Source organism: Vibrio sp. KUL80 (genome assembly GCF_059725495.1).
This window is the reverse complement of record NZ_AP045842.1, coordinates 1395660-1418164: the sequence shown is the minus strand read 5'-3', so window position 1 is coordinate 1418164 and position 22505 is coordinate 1395660. Positions and strand designations below refer to the sequence as shown.

Annotated in this window: 22 protein-coding genes; 8 read left to right on the top strand and 14 right to left on the bottom strand. The window is 45.2% G+C overall.

Annotated features, from left to right (window positions below; translation table 11 throughout):
• Positions 1-12 precede the first annotated feature (12 nt).
• Positions 13-1221: an MFS transporter gene (locus AC6I8U_RS22840; protein WP_498018648.1), complete on the top strand. Its 1209-nt coding sequence runs from the start codon at positions 13-15 to the stop codon at positions 1219-1221.
• Between the two features lie 105 nt (positions 1222-1326).
• On the opposite strand, the gene norW is transcribed toward AC6I8U_RS22840, so the two are convergent.
• The 4 genes from norW to AC6I8U_RS22820 form a co-directional block, all read right to left on the bottom strand.
• A complete protein-coding gene (norW, locus tag AC6I8U_RS22835; protein ID WP_498018647.1) occupies positions 1327-2466 on the bottom strand; it encodes an NADH:flavorubredoxin reductase NorW in 1140 nt (379 codons plus the stop codon).
• Between the two features lie 8 nt (positions 2467-2474).
• Positions 2475-3971 carry an anaerobic nitric oxide reductase flavorubredoxin gene (gene norV, locus AC6I8U_RS22830; protein ID WP_498018646.1) on the bottom strand — a complete coding sequence of 499 codons (1497 nt, stop codon included), beginning with the start codon at positions 3969-3971 and terminating at the stop codon, positions 2475-2477.
• A 290-nt stretch (positions 3972-4261) separates the two neighbouring features.
• Positions 4262-4597, bottom strand: a complete 336-nt coding sequence (locus tag AC6I8U_RS22825) for a TehB family protein (protein ID WP_498018645.1) — start codon at positions 4595-4597, stop codon at positions 4262-4264.
• A complete protein-coding gene (locus AC6I8U_RS22820) occupies positions 4594-4767 on the bottom strand; it encodes a hypothetical protein (RefSeq protein WP_498018644.1) in 174 nt (57 codons plus the stop codon). The genes AC6I8U_RS22825 and AC6I8U_RS22820 overlap by 4 nt, the downstream gene beginning before the upstream one ends.
• Positions 4768-5018: 251 nt before the next feature.
• Here AC6I8U_RS22820 and norR point away from each other — a divergent pair, with 251 nt between their 5' ends.
• Together norR and AC6I8U_RS22810 are read left to right on the top strand one after the other, a co-directional pair.
• The gene (gene norR / locus AC6I8U_RS22815; protein WP_498018643.1) at positions 5019-6563 is read left to right on the top strand and encodes a nitric oxide reductase transcriptional regulator NorR; all 1545 of its coding nucleotides are present in this window, start codon (positions 5019-5021) and stop codon (positions 6561-6563) included.
• A 167-nt stretch (positions 6564-6730) separates the two neighbouring features.
• Entirely contained in the window at positions 6731-7036 is a 306-nt protein-coding gene (locus tag AC6I8U_RS22810) for a hypothetical protein (RefSeq protein ID WP_498018642.1), read from the top strand.
• 196 nt (positions 7037-7232) lie between these two features.
• On the opposite strand, the gene pstB is transcribed toward AC6I8U_RS22810, so the two are convergent.
• The 5 genes from pstB to AC6I8U_RS22785 all read right to left on the bottom strand — a co-directional run bounded on the left by pstB (position 7233) and on the right by AC6I8U_RS22785 (position 12426).
• Positions 7233-7982 carry a phosphate ABC transporter ATP-binding protein PstB gene (gene pstB, locus AC6I8U_RS22805; RefSeq protein WP_239670817.1) on the bottom strand — a complete coding sequence of 250 codons (750 nt, stop codon included), beginning with the start codon at positions 7980-7982 and terminating at the stop codon, positions 7233-7235.
• Positions 7983-8079: 97 nt separating this feature from the next.
• Positions 8080-8943: a phosphate ABC transporter permease PstA gene (gene pstA / locus AC6I8U_RS22800; protein ID WP_498018641.1), complete on the bottom strand. Its 864-nt coding sequence runs from the start codon at positions 8941-8943 to the stop codon at positions 8080-8082.
• Positions 8944-8948: 5 nt separating this feature from the next.
• Positions 8949-9881: a phosphate ABC transporter permease subunit PstC gene (pstC, locus tag AC6I8U_RS22795; protein WP_498018640.1), complete on the bottom strand. Its 933-nt coding sequence runs from the start codon at positions 9879-9881 to the stop codon at positions 8949-8951.
• A 97-nt stretch (positions 9882-9978) separates the two neighbouring features.
• The gene (locus tag AC6I8U_RS22790; protein ID WP_498018639.1) at positions 9979-10800 is read right to left on the bottom strand and encodes a phosphate ABC transporter substrate-binding protein; all 822 of its coding nucleotides are present in this window, start codon (positions 10798-10800) and stop codon (positions 9979-9981) included.
• A 297-nt stretch (positions 10801-11097) separates the two neighbouring features.
• Positions 11098-12426: a DEAD/DEAH box helicase gene (locus tag AC6I8U_RS22785; protein WP_042470871.1), complete on the bottom strand. Its 1329-nt coding sequence runs from the start codon at positions 12424-12426 to the stop codon at positions 11098-11100.
• 412 nt (positions 12427-12838) lie between these two features.
• On the opposite strand from AC6I8U_RS22785, the gene AC6I8U_RS22780 reads away from it, so the two are divergent.
• On the top strand, positions 12839-13087 hold the full coding sequence (locus AC6I8U_RS22780; protein ID WP_498018638.1) for an Lpp/OprI family alanine-zipper lipoprotein: 249 nt from the start codon (positions 12839-12841) through the stop codon (positions 13085-13087).
• 68 nt (positions 13088-13155) lie between these two features.
• Here AC6I8U_RS22780 and AC6I8U_RS22775 read toward each other — a convergent pair whose 3' ends face one another.
• Genes AC6I8U_RS22775 through AC6I8U_RS22760 form a run of 4 tightly spaced genes read right to left on the bottom strand, consistent with a single transcriptional unit; the run spans position 13156 to position 17216 of the window.
• Complete coding sequence (locus AC6I8U_RS22775) at positions 13156-14067, bottom strand: L,D-transpeptidase family protein (RefSeq protein ID WP_498018637.1); 912 nt, start codon at positions 14065-14067, stop codon at positions 13156-13158.
• A complete protein-coding gene (gene phrB, locus AC6I8U_RS22770) occupies positions 14067-15473 on the bottom strand; it encodes a deoxyribodipyrimidine photo-lyase (protein WP_498018636.1) in 1407 nt (468 codons plus the stop codon). The genes AC6I8U_RS22775 and phrB overlap by 1 nt, the downstream gene beginning before the upstream one ends.
• Entirely contained in the window at positions 15470-16276 is an 807-nt protein-coding gene (locus AC6I8U_RS22765; protein ID WP_498018635.1) for a MerR family transcriptional regulator, read from the bottom strand. Before AC6I8U_RS22765 ends, phrB begins: the two co-directional genes overlap by 4 nt.
• Positions 16266-17216: a YbgA family protein gene (locus tag AC6I8U_RS22760; protein ID WP_042471785.1), complete on the bottom strand. Its 951-nt coding sequence runs from the start codon at positions 17214-17216 to the stop codon at positions 16266-16268. Before AC6I8U_RS22760 ends, AC6I8U_RS22765 begins: the two co-directional genes overlap by 11 nt.
• A 351-nt stretch (positions 17217-17567) precedes the next feature.
• On the opposite strand from AC6I8U_RS22760, the gene deoD reads away from it, so the two are divergent.
• Entirely contained in the window at positions 17568-18278 is a 711-nt protein-coding gene (gene deoD, locus AC6I8U_RS22755) for a purine-nucleoside phosphorylase (RefSeq protein WP_128649023.1), read from the top strand.
• Between the two features lie 124 nt (positions 18279-18402).
• Complete coding sequence (locus AC6I8U_RS22750) at positions 18403-19890, top strand: transposase (RefSeq protein ID WP_498018634.1); 1488 nt, start codon at positions 18403-18405, stop codon at positions 19888-19890.
• Between the two features lie 13 nt (positions 19891-19903).
• Here AC6I8U_RS22750 and AC6I8U_RS22745 read toward each other — a convergent pair whose 3' ends face one another.
• Positions 19904-20794, bottom strand: coding sequence for a DMT family transporter (locus AC6I8U_RS22745; RefSeq protein ID WP_498018633.1), 891 nt, complete (start codon positions 20792-20794; stop codon positions 19904-19906).
• A gap of 113 nt (positions 20795-20907) precedes the next feature.
• On the opposite strand from AC6I8U_RS22745, the gene AC6I8U_RS22740 reads away from it, so the two are divergent.
• Both AC6I8U_RS22740 and AC6I8U_RS22735 read left to right on the top strand, forming a co-directional pair.
• Positions 20908-21300 carry a DUF3302 domain-containing protein gene (locus tag AC6I8U_RS22740; RefSeq protein WP_234497255.1) on the top strand — a complete coding sequence of 131 codons (393 nt, stop codon included), beginning with the start codon at positions 20908-20910 and terminating at the stop codon, positions 21298-21300.
• 3 nt (positions 21301-21303) lie between these two features.
• Positions 21304-22434 carry an HlyD family secretion protein gene (locus AC6I8U_RS22735; RefSeq protein ID WP_498018632.1) on the top strand — a complete coding sequence of 377 codons (1131 nt, stop codon included), beginning with the start codon at positions 21304-21306 and terminating at the stop codon, positions 22432-22434.
• Positions 22435-22505 lie beyond the last annotated feature (71 nt).

Sequence of the window (22505 nt, the reverse complement as noted above, 5' to 3'; positions counted from 1 at the left end):
AGCGTCATTACAATGAGTATTTTCCGCTTTCCAGCCCTTGTATGGCTGGGCATTGGTATCCTGATCGTTAGTCTGGGTATTCGTCAGTCTTTTGGTATTTTCATGATGCCAATCTCTGATCACTTTCAAACGGGACGTGAGTTCTTCAGTTTTGCGATTGCGCTGCAAAACTTACTGTTCGGTTTATTCCAGCCGTTCGTGGGCATGGCTGCAGACAAATGGGGCTCAAAACGCATTATTCTGCTCGGCGCCATCGCCTATGCAGTAGGACTCTATCTGACGTCGATTACAACGGAAGCCTCAGTTCTTTACTTCTCACTGGGCGCATTGGTTGGCTTAGGTCTCAGTGCAACTAGCTACGTTATTGTGCTTGGCGCCGTCGCCAAAGTAGTACCAGCAGAGCACGCAGCGAAAGCATTCGGCTTAACCACCGCAGCTGGGTCTTTTGGTATGTTCGCAATGATTCCTGGCGCGCAGCTAATGCTAGAAGACATGGGTTGGCAGGGTGCCCTACAGGGCTTTGCTGTGCTTTGTACCTTAATGATCGCATTTTCGTTATTCATGAAGTCGTCACGCCAAGGAAAAACAGCTTCTACTCAAGTAGAAGCAAACGAGTTAACACTGAAAGAAGCGTTAAAAGAAGCGTTTAATCACAAAGGCTACTGGCTGATCCATGCCGGCTTTTTCGTGTGTGGTTTCCATGTCATGTTTATCGCTACGCACTTACCGAGTTATCTAGCGGATAAGAACCTTCCAGCAAGCAGCGCTGCACTAGCACTGGCTTATGTGGGTATCTTTAATATCTTTGGCTCTTATTTCTGGGGTTTGATGGGTGACAAATTCAGCAAGCGCCATGTGATGTCGATGTTGTATCTGTTTAGAACGGTGGTGATCGCAGCATTTGTGACTATGCCGGTTACCGAGCATACCGCCGCTCTTTTTGGTGGAGCCATTGGCTTCTGCTGGTTGGGTACGGTGCCATTAACTTCGGGCCTTGTTCGTCAGATCTTTGGTGCGCGCTATCTATCGACTCTGTATGGCTTGGTCTTCTTTACCCATCAAGTCGGCAGCTTCTTGGGCGCTTGGGCTGGCGGTCGTATTTATGACTACTACGGCTCTTACGAACCAATTTGGTGGTCAACGGTGGTTCTCGCATTTGTGGCAGCCTTGATCCATTTACCAATTAATGACAAACCATTGAGAGTACCAGCAGCAGCTTAATTTTCCTGAAAATACAGTAAAAAAGAGGTCAACGAATCTGATTCGTTGACCTCTGTTTTGATTATATGCTTTGAACGCTTCCCAAGTAATCCAAAGCTCTACATATCAAAGTTCTCTGAGCAGCGGGAATGACTCTTGGATCCTTTGCTCCGTCGTAACAAACCCAATCAGCTTGTCATCAGCATTATAGGATTTCGCTACAATGCCCGATCGAGTTACGTCGTAAGACCAGCGTGTCACATCCTCGCCCGTTAATACGCCAGATAACTGTATTGGGTAAGCTGGCGTTTTTACTTTGGTCAGCATGTTAGGGAGTAGTACTTTGGTGGGCGAAGACGTTAGCGTTTTCGCAAGTGCCGTAGCGCTAACAACAATGGGCTGTAAGTAGGCTCGAACCATTCCATATATCTCCGCACAATCTCCCAATGCATAAATGTCTGGCTGAGAGGTTGCTAAGTACTCATCAACAATGATGCCTCTGTTCACAGACAGTTGAGCTTTCGTTGCCAATTGAACATTTGGACGTAGACCTGCGCATACGGTCACTTCATCGACTTTTAACGTTTCGCCATTACTGAGCTTGACCAGCTTCTCTGTTGATCGGTGTGACACTTCATCCATACACAAACCTGTGTAGATGTTGATTGACTTAGCCTCCATTGCATTGCGTAGTTTTGCCTCCACAAACTCGGGCAATTGTGCAGTCATTAAGCGATTTGCAGGTTCAACTAGAGTTACCTCTTTTCCCGAATCAGCTAAATCCATTGCTAACTCTACCCCTATTAACCCACCGCCAAGAACCAACACACTTTGTGCATCATTCCAGCGAGTTTGTTTCTGCTGGTATTCATTCAGAGAATTATGGGTAATGACATCTGTTTCGGCATTCCCTGTGAAAGGAGGAATAAACGGTGAGGCACCGGTCGCCAATACCAACTTATGGTACTGAATCTTCTCCACAGCCGTTTTAACAACACGGTCATAGACATCGATATCTTCCACTTTACTTTGCGCAAACAGAGTAACGTTGAATTCCGAAGCAAACTCGCCTGCTGTTTTCACCACCAGATCTGATGCCGTTTGCTGCTTTGAAAAAACATGACTCAGGTCCGGTTTATTGTATTCATGCCCTTCGTCTTGGGTAATCACAGCGATGGTTTGGTCTTGGTCCAGACGACGCACCGATTTTATTAGCTGGTATGCGGCAAAGCCACTGCCAATAATGACAATATCAAATAGTTTCATACTGCAGCCTACAGGTTGTGAGGAACGAAAACGTCTTTTCCAAGGTTACATTCCGGACACAAGAAGTAATCCGGCACATCTGCCCACGCTGTACCTGGCTCTACGCCTTGGTTGGGTTCGCCAAGTTCCGGATCGTAAACCCAATTGCAAACACTACAAATCATGCATTGGCAATTTGCACCATGCTCAGAAGCGTTCACAGGTTCAGGTAACACTTCTGAGCCTATTGGTCCTTGCTCATTGGCCTGAGTGCTCACCGGCTCTTGATATTGAAGTGGCGCCTGTTCCAGTGGACGCAAGTTTGTTTGTCCAACAGACCACGCTTTAGCTATCTCTTGTCCATACGTTTTGCATTCGCGCATCGCTTTGCCGTCTGGTCGCCATTTTACCTTCATGCTTGCGGTCGTCTCGAAACCCGCGTCAGTCAACCTAGTGTGGATTCGATCTACGGCTCCACCATTCCAACCGTAGCTACCGAATGCAGCCGCTCGCTTATCCTTAAATCTCAGCCCAGTGATCTCTTCCAGCATGCCTGCAATTTTAGGCATCATCACATTATTCATGGTTGATGAACCGACAAGTACTCCCTTAGATCGGAATACATTGGCAAGGATTTCGTTTTTATCCTGACGGGAAACGTTAAACACCTTCACGGCCACACTCGGATCGACGTCATGAATACCTTGCGCAATCGCATCGGCCATCATTCGAGTGTTGTTAGACATAGTGTCGTAAAAGATCGTAATGCGATTCTCTTTATAGTTATCTGCCCACTCGAGATATTTCTCGATGATCTGAACTGGATTCTCACGCCACACAATACCGTGAGAGGTTGCGATCATATCGACTGGCAAGTTAAAGCTCAGGACTTCTTTAATTTTCGCGATGACTAAATTACTGAACGGCGTCAATATATTTGAGTAGTATCGCAAGCATTGTTCATACAATTCAGCTTGATCGACTTCATCGTTGAATAGTCTTTCATCGCAATAGTGCTGACCAAATGCGTCGTTACTGAATAGGACGGCATCCCCCGTCAAGTAGGTCATCATACTATCGGGCCAGTGAAGCATTGGCGCTTCTACAAAAACAAGTTGCTTCCCATTACCAATATCAAGGGAATCACCCGTTTTCACAGTTTTAAAGTTCCATTCTGGATGGTGATGGTGACCAACGATTGAATCGATCGCAGCCTCTGTACAGTAGATTGGTGTTCCGGGAATACGCTCCATCAGCGCAGCGAGCGCGCCAGAGTGATCCTCTTCTGCGTGATTCACGATAATATAATCGATAGAGCTAAGGTCGATCTCTAGCTCTAGGTTCTGTAGAAACTGCTGGCTGAACCTGTGATCGACGGTATCAATCAAGACAGTCTTTTCTTCACGAATGAGGTAGCTGTTGTAGCTTGTACCTTTTGTCATTTTGTATTCTGTTCCGTGAAAATCTTGCACTTCCCAGTCACGTTGACCTACCCAATGAATGTTGTTTTTTACGTGAATAGTCATACTACTACCTATGTCTGTGTTTTGTATTCTAGTGAGTTGTCCTTCCTTTTGCATTGTGCATGCCAACTTTGAAAATATTTTTAACCTATTGTTTTTAATATATAAAACTCAATACACACTGTTAACTTTGTCTTATGAACAACATACTTCAATTGTTCATAAGACAATGAATTGTCATTATGACAAACAACAAAGCAAAAAAAGGCTCCAACTTGTGGAGCCTAACTGCGAATGCGGGTCGTAATAGTGATTCTCAAAAACCAGTCAACATCCACAAAGCACGATGGCTTCTAGCGACTATGAAACATAGCTTGATCTGATTTGTCTTTATCAGACCAGAAGTTGATATTGAATTGCGCATCGTCCGACATTTCGATTCGATGCCAGTATTGTGGAGGGCTTGTAGCAAATTGCCCCGCCTCGATCACGACTTTAACTTCAGGCACTTCTGACTGCGAATCTGCAAATCCGAAATAGGTAACCGTCCCTTCCATTACGCACAGCTGCCCAAATACGCCCTCTGCAGTGTTGTGATGAGATAACAGTGCCTGAGGGACATTTTCTTTAGTAAAGAAAGGGGTAGAGCGCTGGATTGTCCAGTTTGCAGGAATACGTTGATGACTCATAGCAATGACCTCTTTAATACTTTATGAAAGAAACTCGTCACTAAACGGCGCACGATATTCACAATGAACTGATGCGGCGCAGAGCTTTCGTGTACCTCGCCTTTACTGACGATCGCAAATAGCTCAGCATTCGCCTCATTGAGTACATTCTCTAAATGAAGTTGATTCATATCATGGTTTCCTCTTTTACAGTGACATACAAATGATATTCATTACTATTTTTTGCATCTACTGTGCCAATTTATGCTCAACATGACGGTTCCCGCTAAAGTTAACTTAACCATCTGAATTTAAGACAGTTATCTATATTTCAATCGTATATCATGCACACATTGATTGCAGTTCTTATCAAAATGACAAAAGCGTCGTATTATCATTGAGATAAAACAATTGTATTTATGACAATAATTAGAGGTTTTCTATGGGACAGTTTAGGTCTGCCTGGCTACAAATAGCGCTTGATATTACGTCCGGTATTTCACAACAAGATAGGTTTGACCGCTTGCTAGAAACCATTCGCAGCGTGTTGAAAAGTGATGCTGCAGCTTTGCTTAAGTTTGACGGTAAATCATTTGTACCATTAGCCATTGATGGCCTGAGTGCTGATGTTCTAGGACGACGCTTTGCAATTGATAAGCACCCACGTTTTGAGGCCATCGCACGCGCTGGTGATATTGTTCGGTTTCCTTCAGATAGTGACTTGGTGGACCCATACGACGGTCTTATCCCTAATCACGAAGGAAACCTAGAGGTGCACTCATGCGTGGGGTTGCCACTTTTGCTCCAAGACAACCTTATAGGTGCTATCACAATTGACGCATTCAACCCTGAGCAGTTTGATGCAACATCAGACAAAGATTTGCGAATACTAAGTGCTTTGGCGGCTAACAGTCTTCATACCGCACTTCTGGTTGATAAACTGGAACGCTCCGGTGGAATCAGCTCTAGTAGCCCTTCGGTAAGCCCGATAAAAGAGCCCAACGACATCATCGGCAACTCTGCCCCAATGCTCTCCCTTAAAAGCCAAATTGAAGCCGTTGCTGCCACCGACTTATCTGTACTGATTGTTGGAGAAACGGGTACAGGTAAAGAGCTAGTGGCGCACTCTATTTTCTCTCAGTCCGAACGAGCAGATAAACCCTTTGTCTACCTAAACTGTGCTGCGCTTCCTGAATCTGTCGCGGAAAGTGAACTCTTTGGACATATAAAAGGTTCGTTTACAGGTGCAATCAGCAATCGTAAAGGTAAGTTCGAACTCGCCAATGGTGGTACCCTTTTCTTAGATGAAATTGGTGAACTTTCTATGGCTCTTCAAGCAAAACTGCTTCGGGCGCTACAATATGGTGATATTCAGCGTGTCGGTGATGATCGCAATATCAAGGTTGATGTTCGGATCGTGGCTGCCACCAATAGAGTCATGCACGAAGAAGTCAAAGCAGGGCGTTTTCGAGCAGATTTGTATCACCGCCTGAGTGTCTTCCCTATCTTCGTACCTACGGTGAAAGAGCGCGGTAATGACGTTGTATTACTTGCTGGTTTTTTCGCAGAGCGCTGTCAGTACAAACTCAAAGTTTCAAGTATCAGCTTAGAGCCCAACGCACTCTCTGTGCTCAAAGGTTACTCATGGCCGGGTAATGTTCGAGAACTTGAACACGCTATTAATCGTGCGGCGGTTATTGCTAGAGCTCAAAGCCGGTCATCGCATGTTGCAATTGGCAGTCGCCACCTTACCCTAGATCACGAGACTTCCACGTCACCAGCAGAACCAAACATTGAAGGTGAAACAACACTTCAAGCACATACAATCAAAGCAAAGAGTTTGAAAGAAGCGATCGATCACTTTCAAATCGAGTATATACAGTCAGCGTATTTGGATAATGACAGGAACCTCAGCGCGACAGCTCGCCAGCTTGACGTGAACCCTGGTAACCTTCACCGATTGATGAAACGCTTAAGCCTAAAATAGGTGTTGTAGAAAAAGTATTACCCCATAGTTTGAGGACTTTCTTTGTAATTGCCGGGACATCAATGTGACTTCAATCGCTAAGTTCGATAGATGCGACTTTTCTCCTATAGCAAGTATGACAAAAGTTTCCTAGCATTAGAGCATTCACTCATTTTCGGATTAACGCTGTGGAAATTGAATATCAGAGTACCGTAGAAGACTCGCAACTTATCAAATGGCTAACGACTAAACTCAGTCACCTTTCTGAGGAAGCACTCGCGAAAAGTGAAGACGCCGATACGTTAGATCGTAGCGATGTTTTTCAGCTCAGTACCTTAATCTCAGACTACTTCTCGCAAGAAAATATTGCTCATAATGAGAAAAACTACTCCATCGTTTATGGCTTAATTACCGGCCATAAAGCCGACCAATCACTATCCAGAGAAGACATGCTGGAGTACTTGGAGAGCTGCGTTTTTCTATTTCAGAACTAATCTAACCGCTGATTAACCCTACCAATAGTTTCCGCTCCCGCAGACAAAAAAAGCCCCTCACTAGGAGGGGCAATAGTACCATCGCTTATAATTATAGTGATATGCCAGTAAATTCTGTCACTCGCTAACTCTCTGATTCAAAATGAATCGTGCGATAATTGGAATTGTGTTCAAACGCTTGCTATCAAAACCGACATTAACCGAAGTCACCGTTTACATAACCTTGGGTACGGTCATCGCTTGGGTTTGAGAAGATAACCTGAGTGTCGTTATGCTCTACTAGCTCTCCCATTAGGAAGAATGCAGTGCGGTCTGAAATACGACGAGCTTGCTGCATTGAGTGCGTTACAATAACGATGGTGTAGTCTTTTTTAAGCTCTTCCATCAGCTCTTCGATTTTGTGTGTCGCAATTGGGTCAAGTGCAGACGTTGGTTCATCCATCAGGATAACGTCAGGCTGCATTGCAATCGTACGAGCGATACATAGACGCTGCTGCTGACCACCAGACAAACCAAATGCGTGTGACTTCAAACGATCTTTAACTTCGTCCCAAAGTGCTGCACCGCGAAGCGAGCTCTCTACTACTTCGTCAATGTGCTTCTTGTCTTTGATGCCTTGTGCACGAAGACCGTAAGCCACGTTCTCGTAGATGCTCATTGGGAATGGGTTTGGCTTCTGGAATACCATACCTACTTTGATACGTAGGTCTGCAACGTCGATGTTGCCGTAGATATCCGTACCATCCATTTCTAGCAAACCGGTAATTTTAACGCCTTCGATAAGATCGTTCATGCGGTTCAAACAGCGAAGAAGTGTTGACTTACCACAACCTGATGGACCGATTAGCGCGGTTACTTGACGCGTTGGAATCGGTAGGTTTATTGATTTAAGTGCTTGGTTGTCGCCGTAAAATAGGTCTAGATTTTCGATGTTAAACTTGTTCATTTTCTTAATCTCTAAATTCTTTGTCGTGTCATCTTGTCGTTGTTCTTGATCTCAGCTCTTTATGCTCTGGCCGAGTCTGGGACAAGATTGTTCTCAATTAGTACGTTGCTGTGTTGAAGCGGCTAGCGATAAGCTTAGTTACCATGTTGATCAGTAGTACTACTACAATCAATACCGTCGCTGTGCCGTAAGCTTGGTTCCACTCTTCAATCGTGAACAGTTCCGTTGTGAGTTTATATAGGTGAACCGTTAGCGTACGACCTGAATCCATTAGCGAGTCTGGAATACGAGCTACCATACCTGCGGTTAGGAATACCGGCGCCGACTCACCGATTACACGACCAATACTAAGAATGACCGAAGTTAAGATACCTGGCATTGCGCTCGGCAAGATAAGACGCCAGATTGTGTAGATTTTAGATGCGCCCAGACCGTAAGAACCTTCACGGTAAGTTTGCGGTACTGCCATCAATGCTTCTTCTGTCGTACGGATAATTACCGGTAGGATCAGAATACTTAGCGTTAGTGCACCTGACAGAATCGAGAAGCCAAAACCAAGGATGACCACGAAGAACGTCATACCAAACAAACCGAAGATAATCGACGGAATACCCGCCAAAGATTCAGTACAGAATCGGATGATTTTAACCAGCTTACTGCCTACTTTCGCGTACTCAGTAAGATAGATGGCCGTCATGATACCCAGTGGCGCTGCCACTGCGATAGAGGCAATAACCATATAGATTGTCGAAACAATCATTGGGAAGATACCTTGCGAATCACCGGTACGAGTATAGTTACCAGTGATAAAGCTCCAGTTTACATGCTGTAGACCGTTAGAAAGAATGTACCAGATAATCCAGAACAGGAAGCCTACCGTCAGCGCTGCCGCTGCCCAAACAAATGCATTTAATACTGCGTCTTTGTTTTGACGAGCTTGTTTTAGTTTTACTTTATCCATAATAATTACTTCGCTTTCTCACGGTTCAAGTAGAGTAGTACTGCATTTAGCATCATGATAAACACTAGAAGTACCACACCTGTCGCATACAGTGCGTTAGCGTGAACACCACTCGCATAAGACATTTCAATCGCGATGTTAGCCGTTAGTGTACGTGCTGAGTCTAGGATACTTCCTGGCATCGCCGGGGCGTTACCCATCACCATGATGATTGCCATGGTTTCACCCAGTGCACGGCCGATACCTAGAATCACACCTGTCATGATGCCCGAACGAGCAGCGGGAACGAGTAGCTTAAAGATGGTGTAGATTTTAGATGCGCCTAGTGCAAGAGAGCCTTCTTTATAAGTACGTGGTACCGCACGAATCGAAGTCTCAGATACCGTGATAACGGTTGGTAGAATCATCACACCCAGAACAATAATACCGGCAAGAATCGTGTTACCCGCTGGTACATTGAAAACCTGCTGGATCAGCGGAACGATAATAACCAGACCAAAGAAGCCGTAAACTACTGATGGAATACCTGCAAGTAGCTCAACTGCTGGACGAATAATGTCAGCAAGACGTTTAGGTGCGATTTCTGCGATAAAGATAGCGGTCATAACGCCGATTGGAACACCAACCACTACCGCGCCAAGTGTCGATACGACAGAGGCAACAATCATGGTGGCAACACCGTACAATGCCGGTGGGATCCAGTTAGTACCCAGAACGATACCAGTAACACCAGCTTCTCTAAATGCCGGGATACTTTCTTTAAAGATAAAGTAAGCAATTACTGCAAGCGAAACGATGCCGATAATTGCACTTGTTAAGAAAAGTCCATGGAAAATACGTTCTTTCCAATCAACTCGTTTTTGCGTTTTAAGGCTGCGAGTTACAGACTGAGTCGCTTCGTTACTCATAAGCTTCTCACTATTTGTTGCGATGGTCATAATAAGTTTCTACACGTCGAATAATCGAGTTAGACATACAAAAGGCTCAGCCCGAAAGGGTGGGCTGAGCAACAAATTCAATATTTACTGGTTGAGATTAGTTAATCGAGATGTAACCTTTGCTCTCAACGATTGCTTGAGCCTCGTCAGTAAGCATCCAGTCTAGGAACTTCTGACCTTCAGCAGATGGCTTACCTTCTGTGTAAAGCACTAGGAAAGGACGAGCTACTTTGTAAGAGTCGTTCTTAACATTGTCTACTGTTGCTGGAGTACCATCGATTTCTAGAGCGTGTACAGATTCATCTACTGTACCTAGAGAGATGTAACCAATAGCGTATGGGTTGCTAGCAACCATAGTTTTTAGTGCACCGTTACCGTTAGCAACTTGAGCGCGCTGAGAGATAGCTGTAACGCTTTTACCAGAGATTTTTTGCTTAAGACTCATGATGTCTTCGAATGCGCCACGAGTACCAGATGCAGTATCACGAGTGATAGCTACGATAGGCTTGTCAGCACCACCAACTTCTTTCCAGTTGTTGACTTCACCTTTGTAGATAGCTGTAACTTGTTCAGAAGTTAAGCCTTTAAGTTCGTTTGCTGGGTTAACAACAACCGCGATACCGTCGCGAGCAACAACTTCTTCAACTAGAGTTGCTTCTTTTTCTTCTGGCTTAAGAGCACGAGAAGACATACCCATGTCTGCGCTGCCGTCTTTCGCTGCACGAACACCCGCTGAAGAACCTGGTCCCTGTACTTCAATGAATACGTTTGAGTTCGATTTCATGTATGTTTCAGAGAAAACTTCCATCAGTGGAGTTACACTGCTAGAACCTACCGCAGAGATAGTTTCTTTAGCTGAAGCTGGAGTCACTGCTAGTGCGCCTAGTAGAGCGATTGCACCGATAACTGTCTTTTTCATCACAATTTCCTTTAATGGCTTGATTGCCTTGTTTCGTTTGAACGCTGACAAGATTAGTAGGGAAATATGACAGTTGTGTTTCAGTTACTTGAAAGGTCTATGACAAATGAGAATTTTAAAAATGAGGGGTAATGGGAGAAGATCACTATAATTCAGAGGTTTACTAGGCTTATTTGAGTCTAAACTCAAATAAGACAGTGAAAAATCGTACGATTATGACTGTCATAAACGAGCTCGTTTGATGAGTTTTTCGCCTCTTTAAAGATGCAAAAAGGGCCTCGATGAGGCCCTTTTTAGTTATTCACTGTCTGTTGGCTTAGGTTTTTTCTTCGGAATGAATACCGAATCCCCCACGGCAACATTGTTGAAAAACGTTTTGTCGCGCTTGGCTGGCTTCTTAGGCGTCGCTTTCTTCTGCTGAGCTTTGCCTTTAGCTGCTTGCGCTTTCTTCTTGAAAGCCGGCTTCTTAGGACGGAATCCTTTGAACTTGCCTTTCAGGCCTTCTAGTTCAGAGAAACTAATATCTTGTTGAAGGAACGCCTCAACGCGTTTAAAGCTATCCCAGTCTTTAGGGCCAACTAATGAAATCGCATCACCTTTGTTGCCAGCACGTCCTGTACGACCAACACGGTGAACGTATTCTTCAGTATGTTTTGGCATATCAAAGTTAATCACGTGCGTGACAGTCGCGATATCCAGACCACGAGAGGCAACATCGGTCGTCACTAGGATCTTAAACACATGACGCTCGAACTGACTCATGATGGTGTTTCGTTGAGTCTGGTTTAGATTACCGCTTAACGCGATAGCCTTAAGCTGCTTTTCATTGAGCCATTTAGTCAAACGATCAGTATCAACACGAGTAGCGGTAAAGATGATTACCTGCTTGTACTCAGCTTCTTCTAGAATACGCTCTAGTAAAGCTTCTTTATGATCTAGATGATCACATAGGTAGAACTTCTGCGTGATGTCTTTGTGTTCTTCATTTGATACGCCAATCGAGATACGCTTTGGCGCATCCAGCATCTCTGCTGCGATATCATTCACTTCAGCGTGATCAAGCGTCGCTGAAAACATCAGCGTTTGACGGCGGCGGTGTTTCGCTGCGTTGTGGATACGGCGAAGCTCTGGAGCAAAACCCAAATCCAACATACGGTCAGCTTCATCAAGAACCAATGTTTCCAAACCGTCTAAAAACAGTGAACGGTGCTCTAAGTGGTCAGCTAGGCGTCCCGGCGTCGCAACAATGAACTTTGGAAAACGGCGCAGTGCTTTAACTTGATCGTTGAAGTTCTCACCACCTAAGATAAGTGTTGCCTCGTAAGACAAGCCACCCAACATGGATTTAAGCTCACCATATACCTGCTTCGCTAGTTCACGCGTTGGTGCCAAAATCACACCACGTGGATCCTTTGCGGAAAATGCTTTGTTCTTAAGAGATTTATGCAGCATCGGCAATACAAATGCCAAAGTCTTGCCTGAACCCGTTTTTGAAGACGCCAGCAAATCCTTACCAGCGATGGCTACTGGAATAGCCTGCTTCTGGATATCGGTCGCTTTTTTAAAGTCATAGTGACTTAAGTTCTTCAATAGTCGGTTATCTAGGCCAAGTTCTTTAAATTGCAATGCAAGTTCTCCTCAGACGGTTGCAGGCTAAAAATGAGCGCGCATGATACCCGATAATTCCTCATGCCACCAGCCGATAAATATAGTATCTAACTAACGTATATACCGCCTATGTAGGATAACTCTGAACACAATTCGGTTGTTTTTTCATCAAAATGAAATAAAATCAGCCTATACAGAGACTTATCACGGCAACATGAATTCAATGTGATTCAGATCACATTAATCTCGCCAGTGTTAATCTCATAATTAAGACAAAGGAAGTTTAACCTCAAAATCGCGTAATTTTTTGGTTTTTCTGACTTTTAAATAATTTGCGTTCTTAAAATTAGGCACTAAACTCAAAAATAGCCTTATTGCTAACAATCAAGTTGCAGGGCTGTTTTAAATACTAATCCTGAAGGAGCATATAATGAAGAAAGTTTTAATTGCAGCTGCAGCATCGTCAGTTCTACTACTAGCAGGTTGTGCATCTGGTCCAGATGAGGCGACTACGGCAAAAATGGATGACCTAAGCAACCAAGTAAGCCAACTAAGTGCAGACGTTCAAGCACTTAAGAGTGAAGTACAAATGAGCAACAAAAACGCGATGGCTGCTCAAGAAGAAGCTGCGCGTGCTAACGAGCGTATCGACAACATCGCTCAGTCTTACACTAAGTAAGCATTAATTAGACACTACGAAAAACGCCCACGATAACGTGGGCGTTTTTTTATATCTGTTAAAACGCTCTATTCAAGGTCATCCATCGCTGGAACTACTTCTACTGGCACCCCATTTTGAGCGAGCACAGCGGCACGTGCGATTTGATCACGGATGCCATACTCTTCCAACCACCAGGTCAGCTCTTGAGGGATCGTCATGTCTTTCTTACTGCCATCGCTGCGCGTAAGCGGTTCGTGTGCCTCGATAAATACACTTCGATCAGGTTCTAGAGCTACTTTAATCGGTTCATCAATAATGCGCACTTGCATTCCGACGTTTGCTTGATGGAACAGCCAGTCAATATCTTTAGGGTCCATTCGAATACAACCCGCACTCACCCTCAGACCGATACCAAAGTCTTTGTTCGTTCCATGGATAAGATAAGAGCCCGTACCATAAGCCAATCGCATGGCGTAGTCGCCTAGAGGGTTATCAGGCCCAGCAGGGACAACATCGGGCAGTTCAACCCCTTTTGCTAAGTAATCCTTGCGAATAGACGCTGGCGGCGTCCAAGTCGGATTTTCCCTTAACTGACTTATTTTGGTAGTCATCTCTGGCGTATCTTGTCCAATACGACCGATGCCCACTGGGAAAATGTGTACTAGGTTTTTCTCTGGCTCAAAGTAATACAAACGAAGCTCTGCAAGGTTAATAACGATTCCCTTGTACTCAACCTCTGGCAGAATTGCTTGGCTCGGGATGGTCAAGACATACCCTTCTTTTGGTAAGAATGGGTCAACACCTTTGTTGGCTGCCATCAGCGACAAAAAACCAACATCATATTGCTTGGCAATGTCTGACATTGTTTCGCCTGCTTCAACACTATGGTACTGGAGTGTGCCTACCATATTACTTCCATCAGTAGGAAGCTCAAATGTCGCGGCACTCACCCATTGAGAGAGTCCTAAGCATGCTGCTAACAAGGTCTTACGTAACATCAAAATTGGTCCTTCGCTTCTTTGTATAGTGCTAAGGTTATCTCTCTTTGCGTCTTATGATCAACTATTGGCTCTGGATAGGCTAAAGAAGCAAACTCTGGCCAAGTCCATGGCTTGTGGATAAATTTGTTAGGAACATCACGTAACTCGGGGAGCCATGTGCGAATGAACTCGCCTTGGGAGTCAAACCGCTCACCCTGAGTAATCGGGTTGAAGATTCGAAAATAAGGCTGACCATCGCACCCTGTTGATGCGCACCACTGCCACCCGCCGTTGTTAGCCGCAAAGTCGCCATCGACAAGCTTGCTCATAAAATATCTTTCTCCGCGACGCCAGTCGATGTTGAGGTCTTTGGTCAAAAAACTCGCCACAATCATTCTTAACCTATTGTGCATCCAACCAGTTTGGTTCAGTTGCTGCATGGCGGCATCAACGATAGGGTATCCCGTCTTTCCTTCGCACCAACGCTCAAACCACGAATCCTCCCCCGGCCACCTCAATGCCCTTTCCCAATCCAAGTATCCATGATGTTTGCTTAACTTAGGTTCAAAATGGGTTAGGTGTTGGTAAAACTCACGCCAAATGAGTTCGCTCAACCACACTTGAGCACCTTCGGATAGCGGTTCGTTGCCCGCATCATAATAGAGCCGCGCGATACACTGTCTGACAGATAACGCCCCGATAGCTAAATAGGGACTGAGTTGACTTGTACCGTCTATCGAGGGAATGTCACGCTCGGTATTGTAGTATCGAGCCGATTCATCAGAAAACTGCCTTAATCGTGCCAATATGTCCTTAGTCGATACCAACCATTGGCTGCTGTCTTGGCGCGGGTAATCAAACACGTCATCTAATGAGGCACCCCCTTCTTGAGGCAATGACACCTCGGCGGATACCTTCGGTTTTCTTACCTCGGCGTGAGAGAATTGGTTCTGCCAAGCTTTTCGAAAAGGCGTAAAGACTTTGAAGTAGCCACCCTGCTTATTCAGTACTGTTCCAGGCGCCAGCATACATTTGTCTGAAAAGGTGTGGACTGAAATATTATGAGTCGATGCTGCCTGGGATAAAGAGGTTGCACGCTGAACTTCATTAAACTCGTAATCGCTGTTCAAATATATATCGGTAATGCCTAGTTTGAGACAGTAGCTTATCAACCAATCATTCCCAGAGCTGAAGTTATCACTGCGCCCGTAAATAAGTGGGATATTGATATCGCTGAGCTCGGATTCTAATTCACCGAGTCTTCGGTAGATGAGATCTGCTTGCATTGGAGACTGATCATGTAGCTCCCATTGTTTGGGGGTAACAATATAACAGCCAATAACAGGCGTGGTTCCATCTATCGCTTCAATGAGGGCAGTGTTATCAATCGCCCTTAGGTCACGGTTAAACAACACCAATCTCATGTTTCAATACTCTCTTTATCTTCTAATAGATGCTCTATTACAGGAGACAGTTTCCATAGTACTTCTCCCTTTTCTCTTTGAATGCGTATCGACTCAAGCTGTTTTTCAGATAAGGATTTTTCTGCGAACAACTGAACCGAAACAAAGCTAGAGGGCTCGGTCTGAAGTACCGATAGATCTTCAACGCCATCTAGAAACGTTACACTGACACCCTGTTCTGCAAGCTTGGCGTAATTGAGCCATGCAAAAGGGTTCCCTGCTACGTCCATACTGACAAACAGGACGGACTCGCTCTTCTTGCGTGTAGAATCTAGAGCCGACATCACTGCGAGCTTCTGAACAAGAGAAGTTCTGAACAAAGACAACTGTATCGCTTTAGGACCTACTTTCAAAAACTCTGCAGCGTTAAGTACTGGAACCACGAATTTGCTTTCTACTATTTCGAGAGGGTACTCTTTCAGTACGACAGTCAAAATCTTGTCTACCTTGCTTCCATTCAAGTGGCTGAGCGCATCTAGCATCTCAGACACTTCTTCTAGCTGCTCAGTCTCAATATTCGCTTGAAAGATTGTGTCAGAGTCGAGTAACGACTTGACCTTGCCTATAGAAACACCCTTGCTGAGCCAACCTTGTATAGTATTGATACGCTCAACATCCCCTGGAGTGTAGAGCCTATGTCCCTTGTCAGTGCGCTGGGGCTGAATCAAGTTGTATCGGCGCTGCCACGCTCGCAAGGTGACGGGCTTTACGCCCGTTAAATCGGCGACTTCACGGATCGCATATAAAGTTTCATTACAAGCCATACCTTAGACGCATCTCCTCTGGGTGTGGTTGCAAAAACTGCTGCTGCGCCAAGTATTCATCTGGATACGCATTGAGATAGTGTTTCAAGAGCGTGAGTGGCGCAAGAACAGGAAGTATGCCCGTGCGATAGTCGTCTATTACCGTCGCAAGCTCTGCTTTTTCAGCTTTGGTGAGCGAGCGTTTGAAGTACCCTTGAATGTGCATAAGGACGTTGGTAACGTTTTTGCGGCTTGCACGATTCTTCAGCCCCTCCATCAGTCCGAGGCGGTAAGCTTGATAAAATTCTTCAGGGCTATAATCGGCTTGATTGGCCACCAATCTACCTAACTCCTTGTACGAGGCAGGGTCATGCGCCATAAGTGTCAGCTTGTATCGTGAGTGAAACGCGACGATTTTACCCGCAGTTGGCTCCCCCTCCATTGATTTGTAGAAGTCATTCAGGCCGTATACGCGCGATATAAAGTTTTCTTTCAATATAGGGTCATTGAGCCTGCCGTCTTCTTCAACTGGCAGCCAAGGCATAGTCTCCATCAAGTGTTTTGTATACAAGCCCACGCCATCGGTTGATGCGTGACCATTTGAATAGACCTTCACACGCTCCATACCGCAGCTTGGCGATTTCGCGCACACGATGTAGCCGCACATCTCGGTGTCTTTGAGTTCATCGACCTTACCTCGGGTGAATTGCATCATGCCATCGGTGTAGTCTTTCGAAGCGTCTTTTGTTTCAACTAGAATAATGCGCTCTTCGTCACTCATTAATCGAATCGTAGGACGTGGAACAGACAGTCCCATTCCCACCTCCGGGCACACGGATACGAAGTCAAAATAGTCACGAAGTTCTTTGTTTACGTACGTGCTTTGCTTATGACCTGAATCAAATCGAACCTTTTCACCTAGAAGACAGGAACTGATACCCACTTTAATTTTGTCACCCATTGCCATCTCCCTATTCTTATCGCTCTTGCTAACGTTGTACAAAAAATATCTATGTATAAGTATTAGACTACTTTGGAATGTGATACAAAAAATTGTTTTGTACAATTATATGGAGAGGGGGAGCGATTGGTTCACATCGAGATAAGAAATAACTCGACATCGCTGTTAGTTGCAGAAAAATCGATTGCTCTACCGCTTTCAACACATTTAGTTATCATCATGTCATTATCTTCTCCTTACAGATAAAACTGTGACTAAACTCTCATAGAACCCTTACACCAAGCGCTAGAATCACCCACAACAACGAACGACACGTTCAACAATATTAGTTAAAACTTTAGGAGTGACTCCATGGCAACCCCACATATCAATGCAAAACCAGGTGATTTCGCAGAAACTGTCCTAATGCCAGGCGACCCACTTCGTGCTCAATACATCGCTGAAACCTTCCTAGAAGACGTTGAGAAAGTGTGCGATGTTCGTAACATGTTCGGTTACACCGGTACTTATAAAGGTCAACGCGTGTCCGTTATGGGTCACGGTATGGGTATCCCGTCATGCTGCATTTACGTTCATGAGTTGATTAAAGACTACGGTGTAAAAAACGTTATTCGCGTGGGTAGTTGTGGCGCTGTGCGTGACGATGTAAACCTAATGGACGTTGTAATCGGTATGGGTGCATCTACTGATTCTAAAGTGAACCGCATTCGCTTCAACGATCACGATTTCGCAGCCATCGCAGACTTTGGCTTACTAGAAGAAGCGGTTAAGCAAGCTCGCCTTCAAGAAGTACCAGTAAAAGTGGGCAACATTTTCTCTGCAGACCTGTTCTACACTCCAGAAGCTGATATCTTCGACAAAATGAAGCATCTAGGTATTCTTGGTGTTGATATGGAAGCCGCAGGCATCTACGGCGTTGCTGCTGACCTAGGTGCAAAAGCACTGACCGTACTTACTGTTTCTGACCACATCATTCGTGGTGAAAAACTAAGCTCTGAAGATCGTCAAAAATCATTCAACGATATGATGGTCGTCGCGCTAGAAACAGCGATTAACCTGTAATCACAAAAAGCCAGCTCTTAGCCTGAAATGAGCTGGCTTTTTTCTAACTGGATAACGATTAAGCGTACTGCGAGATAATCACTGCGTTGAATCCGCGGTACGAAACAAACCATAGGGGGTGAACGTGTCAGAAGGCAGACTGCCGATGGCCGCAGAAGGGTTACAGCTCAATTTTTGTAAAACATTGGCGTGTGACAATTTTGGACTAAGTGATGCAAACCTCTATATCCTGCAGCACAGTAACCCTAAACGGCCAGCGATGGTATGCCGCGAGTGTGGCGCGTTTCCCCCCCTACTTAACAACCGAGAAGTTCTCAATGAGCTTAAGCGGTTGAAACTTCATCATCATGAAGGACTCCCTTCATGCAAAGATCCTCAATGCGAACATTTTGGGCTCTCTGTTCATACCCACAAAGATCGTTACCACTCGTTTGGTTTTAGTGGTGATCGTCAACGCTACCGCTGCAAAGCTTGTCAGGGTACCTTTGTTGATAAATGGTCTGGAAGTAACAAGAAACTGAGCTTTCAAGAGTCGCTTTTAGGGCTGCTTTTCACCGGATATTCCGTTCGTGAGATTTGTCGTAAGTTAGGTATTAATCCGAAGACTTTCTACGATCATATCGATCAAATCGCGAGTCGTTGCCGACGTAAACTCGCGGATATTGATGGTCGCTGGATAAAACATGCCGATACTTTTGAACTCGCATCGCATTACCGTGCACTGCAACCACAAAGTAACAATGGTGTTTTTTGGTTTGCTACCTGTGATGCTAAATCGGGGTATGTGCTTTGCCAGCACACGAACTATTCTGCAAGTGATGCCACAGACGCGTTAGAAGATCATGACGCATACGCTGTAAATGCTCAGATTGTTCCGAAAAGCTATAGCGCAGAAACCAACCATGAGATTTCAGCATCAGCGTCCGATTTAAAGGCGCGCATTGACCTCACCTATCAAAACATTCTGGCAAGAAGCAATGTTGAGGACCCTTTGGGGAATTACGCACGTTTTTCCTACCCTGCAGTGGGGTCGCTCATTCGCGCACCTTATACTTCCTATGCACACTATTTGCTGATTCTCGAATCTCTGTTCGAGGAAAACTCAGACGGCAATAAACGTATTACTCTCTACATGCCCCAAGATCCTGTACTTCGTTCTGCCGCACTTAGCGTTTTCTTAAAACAGATTCAAAGTAACCATGTCGAACTCATGTATGTAGAACAAGACGACCAATGGCAAGATGGTGAAACTTCCGAGCTTGTGGATGTAGTGTTAATGGGGTGGTGGAGAGATCGCTGGGCAGTCACTCATCAGAGCACAGGAGCAAGCAAAGGCGTTTGCTACCTTGCTGGCAACAACCCCAATGTCTCATACTGGTTACAAACCGCGAACACCAAGCAAGTCAGTTTCTATCAAGATAGATTCCAACTATTATTTGAGAGCTTCGTTAATGAGCCCAGAAGAAAGCTAAGACCCGCCGGAATACATCCCCTTCTGGATATCTTCCGAGCTTGGCACAACTTATGTTATCAAGATAAGCAAGGATTGACGGCCGCTCAGAGACTTGGCGTCACCGACGCTCCGATGACGCTTCGCTGTCTACTTGATTAGCTAGTTTGTCGCTTTACAAAAAGAACAAAGAAATTCCCAGTAGCGCACACAAAGTACCGACAACACTACGACGAGAAATTTGCTCTCCTCGCACTGCGTAGATAATCAAAATGAACAATGGACTGGTTGCAATAAGGGTCTGCGCTACTGCCGGATTCGCATGCTTAAGCGCAATTTGTTGCAGCCACAACGCAAGGAAAGTTCCAACAAAGATAGCGGCGATTAGCCAATACCAACTCACCGCTTTCATAGTGCGCCCTTGCTGAACCATAGAGCGGTAGGGCTTTTTCTCGAGCAGTGGAACAAGACAAGCAACAACGGCCACACCAATAGTCAGACGTATAAAGGCCCCAAGAAGCGGTGGCAAGTCCCCTTGGACTAGCGCAAAGTGAGAGATAACCACCCCCGTCGCTTGGCAAACGCTCGCCACCAACCCAAACCCGATCCCAGAAAGACTGGTCTTTTCGTTTCCATTACCATTTGGCTGGAACACAACCGCGGTCACCGCGACGGTTGTTATAACGACACCTAACCAACTTTGAAAACCTAGAGCTGTTCCTAAAAACATCAATGCCAGGACACCAGACAGTGGCGGTGCAAGGGATTCCAGTAGCAATGTTTTCCCTGCGCCGATGCGTTTTAGAGACGCAAAGTAGGCACTGTCCCCGATGGCAATCCCGATCACGCCAGATATACCGAGAATCAAAACGTAACTTGATTTCAACTCTACTGTTGGCATCGGTATAAAGGGCATCACTAACAGCATCATGGTCGACGCTAATACACCTTTGATGATATTGAGCTGGATTGCAGAAAACTGATGGCTGAACTGACTGTAGATCCATGTCGCGACGGCCCATACGACCGCTGCACCTATCGCGGCGAACTCCCCAAGAAATGTCACTAAAACCTCGAATATTTATCAGATTGCTATTGCACAATACATAATTATAACAAATACTTAACCAGCGTCGATTCGTTGCGCTTTTTGTAAATGTTGTTGAGCAAGGATGCATTATGTTTCTGGACTATTTTGCTTTAGGGCTACTCGTGTTTGTTGCCCTGGTACTGTTTTATGGAATTATCGTTATCCACGATATTCCCTATGAGATCGCTAAAGAGCGCGACCACCCTCATCAGGATGCCATACATGTCGCAGGTTGGGTAAGCTTATTTACGCTCCATGCCATCTGGCCGTTTCTGTGGATTTGGGCCACGTTATGGCGCAATGAAAGAGGTTGGGGCTTTCATAAGCTCGAAGAAGAACAACACGACCTTCACCACCGCCTAGAAAAACTGATTGATCAAGTTAGCTCACTCGAGCAAGAGGTGGGCTACCTCAAAGGCAAGCAAGCACAAGAAAAAGCCGCCGCACAAACTCAATCACAGCCTCAGGCCGAGGAGAAGTAAGCCATGGATTTATTACTTGTTTTAACCTACGCCGCGCTTTGTATAGCCATTTTTAAGATCTTTAAGATCCCTCTGAATAAATGGACCGTTCCAACTGCTGTACTTGGTGGCGTGGTACTTGTCGGCACGCTAATCCTGCTGATGAATTACAATCATCCATTTAGCCAAATAGGCGGGCAGTTCTACACTACCACCCCTATCGTATCGAGCGTTCGAGGCAAAGTAGTTTCGGTTGATGTAGAGGCAAACCAACAGCTGCGCAAAGGTGATGTCCTATTCAAAATTGATCCTATTCCGTTTGAAGCAGAAGTCATTCGTGCAAAAGCTGCACTCGCTGATGCAGAGCAGGATGTTCTAGAATTAGAAAGTGCTTATAAAGCAGCTCAGTCTCAAACCATCAAGGCGCAAGCTGAGCGTGATAAGGCGGAACGTGAGTATAATCGTTACCAACAAGGCTTTAAAAAAGGCGCTTTTACCGAGCAACAAGTCGACACTCGCTTACAAACCTTTAAGGCAAATCAAGCCGCTTTAGAGGCAGCACAAGCGCAAGAAGAGAGTTCTCGACTCGCTTTCGAGTCAGAGATATTTGGCGAGAATACGATGGTCGCTCAGCTAAAAGCACAGCTGATTCAGGCCGAGTTTAATCTAAGAGAAACGGTTGTAGTTGCACCAACAGATGGCTACGTTACCCAGCTTGCGTTAAGACCCGGTATGATGGCAGTGCCTCTTCCACTCGCACCACTGATGACCTTTGTCCACACCGAGCAAGACTTTTATGTCGGTGCATTTAGACAAAACTCACTACAGCGCCTCAAGTCAGGTTTCGAAGCGGAATTCTTGTTCCGAGCACTGCCTGGTAAAGTATTCAAAGGAAAAGTCGTTGAAGTGTTGCCGACGATTCCAGAAGGGCAAATCAGTGCTAGCGGCACACTGCGTACTACGCAAACCTTCAATACCTCTGGTAGAGCTATGGTGAAGCTGGTTATTGAGGATGACATGAGTGAATACGTACTGCCTACGGGTTCCAATGCCGAAATTGCCGTCTACTCAGATAGCTTCACGCACGTATCAATCATGCGCAAAGTTTTGATTAGAATGAAGAGTTGGCAAAACTACTTATATCTAGATCACTAATATTTGGCACAGTTATTAACGAGAAAGGCAACTCAAACGAGTTGCCTTTGCTTTTTTACCATTCCCAAATC

Excerpts from the sequence above, each read along its gene's own strand:
- phrB (WP_498018636.1), bottom strand. The coding sequence starts at position 15,473 with ATGAGATTGGTGTTGTTTAACCGTGACCTAAGGGCGATTGATAACACT.
- AC6I8U_RS22760 (WP_042471785.1), bottom strand. The coding sequence starts at position 17,216 with ATGGGTGACAAAATTAAAGTGGGTATCAGTTCCTGTCTTCTAGGTGAA.
- AC6I8U_RS22740 (WP_234497255.1), top strand. The coding sequence starts at position 20,908 with ATGTTTCTGGACTATTTTGCTTTAGGGCTACTCGTGTTTGTTGCCCTG.
- norW (WP_498018647.1), bottom strand. The coding sequence starts at position 2,466 with ATGAAACTATTTGATATTGTCATTATTGGCAGTGGCTTTGCCGCATAC.
- pstB (WP_239670817.1), bottom strand. The coding sequence starts at position 7,982 with ATGAACAAGTTTAACATCGAAAATCTAGACCTATTTTACGGCGACAAC.
- AC6I8U_RS22820 (WP_498018644.1), bottom strand. The coding sequence starts at position 4,767 with ATGAATCAACTTCATTTAGAGAATGTACTCAATGAGGCGAATGCTGAG.
- AC6I8U_RS22775 (WP_498018637.1), bottom strand. The coding sequence starts at position 14,067 with ATGTTACGTAAGACCTTGTTAGCAGCATGCTTAGGACTCTCTCAATGG.
- AC6I8U_RS22790 (WP_498018639.1), bottom strand. The coding sequence starts at position 10,800 with ATGAAAAAGACAGTTATCGGTGCAATCGCTCTACTAGGCGCACTAGCA.
- pstA (WP_498018641.1), bottom strand. The coding sequence starts at position 8,943 with ATGGATAAAGTAAAACTAAAACAAGCTCGTCAAAACAAAGACGCAGTA.
- norR (WP_498018643.1), top strand. The coding sequence starts at position 5,019 with ATGGGACAGTTTAGGTCTGCCTGGCTACAAATAGCGCTTGATATTACG.
- AC6I8U_RS22765 (WP_498018635.1), bottom strand. The coding sequence starts at position 16,276 with ATGGCTTGTAATGAAACTTTATATGCGATCCGTGAAGTCGCCGATTTA.
- deoD (WP_128649023.1), top strand. The coding sequence starts at position 17,568 with ATGGCAACCCCACATATCAATGCAAAACCAGGTGATTTCGCAGAAACT.
- norV (WP_498018646.1), bottom strand. The coding sequence starts at position 3,971 with ATGACTATTCACGTAAAAAACAACATTCATTGGGTAGGTCAACGTGAC.
- AC6I8U_RS22825 (WP_498018645.1), bottom strand. The coding sequence starts at position 4,597 with ATGAGTCATCAACGTATTCCTGCAAACTGGACAATCCAGCGCTCTACC.
- AC6I8U_RS22840 (WP_498018648.1), top strand. The coding sequence starts at position 13 with ATGAGTATTTTCCGCTTTCCAGCCCTTGTATGGCTGGGCATTGGTATC.
- AC6I8U_RS22735 (WP_498018632.1), top strand. The coding sequence starts at position 21,304 with ATGGATTTATTACTTGTTTTAACCTACGCCGCGCTTTGTATAGCCATT.
- pstC (WP_498018640.1), bottom strand. The coding sequence starts at position 9,881 with ATGACCATCGCAACAAATAGTGAGAAGCTTATGAGTAACGAAGCGACT.
- AC6I8U_RS22780 (WP_498018638.1), top strand. The coding sequence starts at position 12,839 with ATGAAGAAAGTTTTAATTGCAGCTGCAGCATCGTCAGTTCTACTACTA.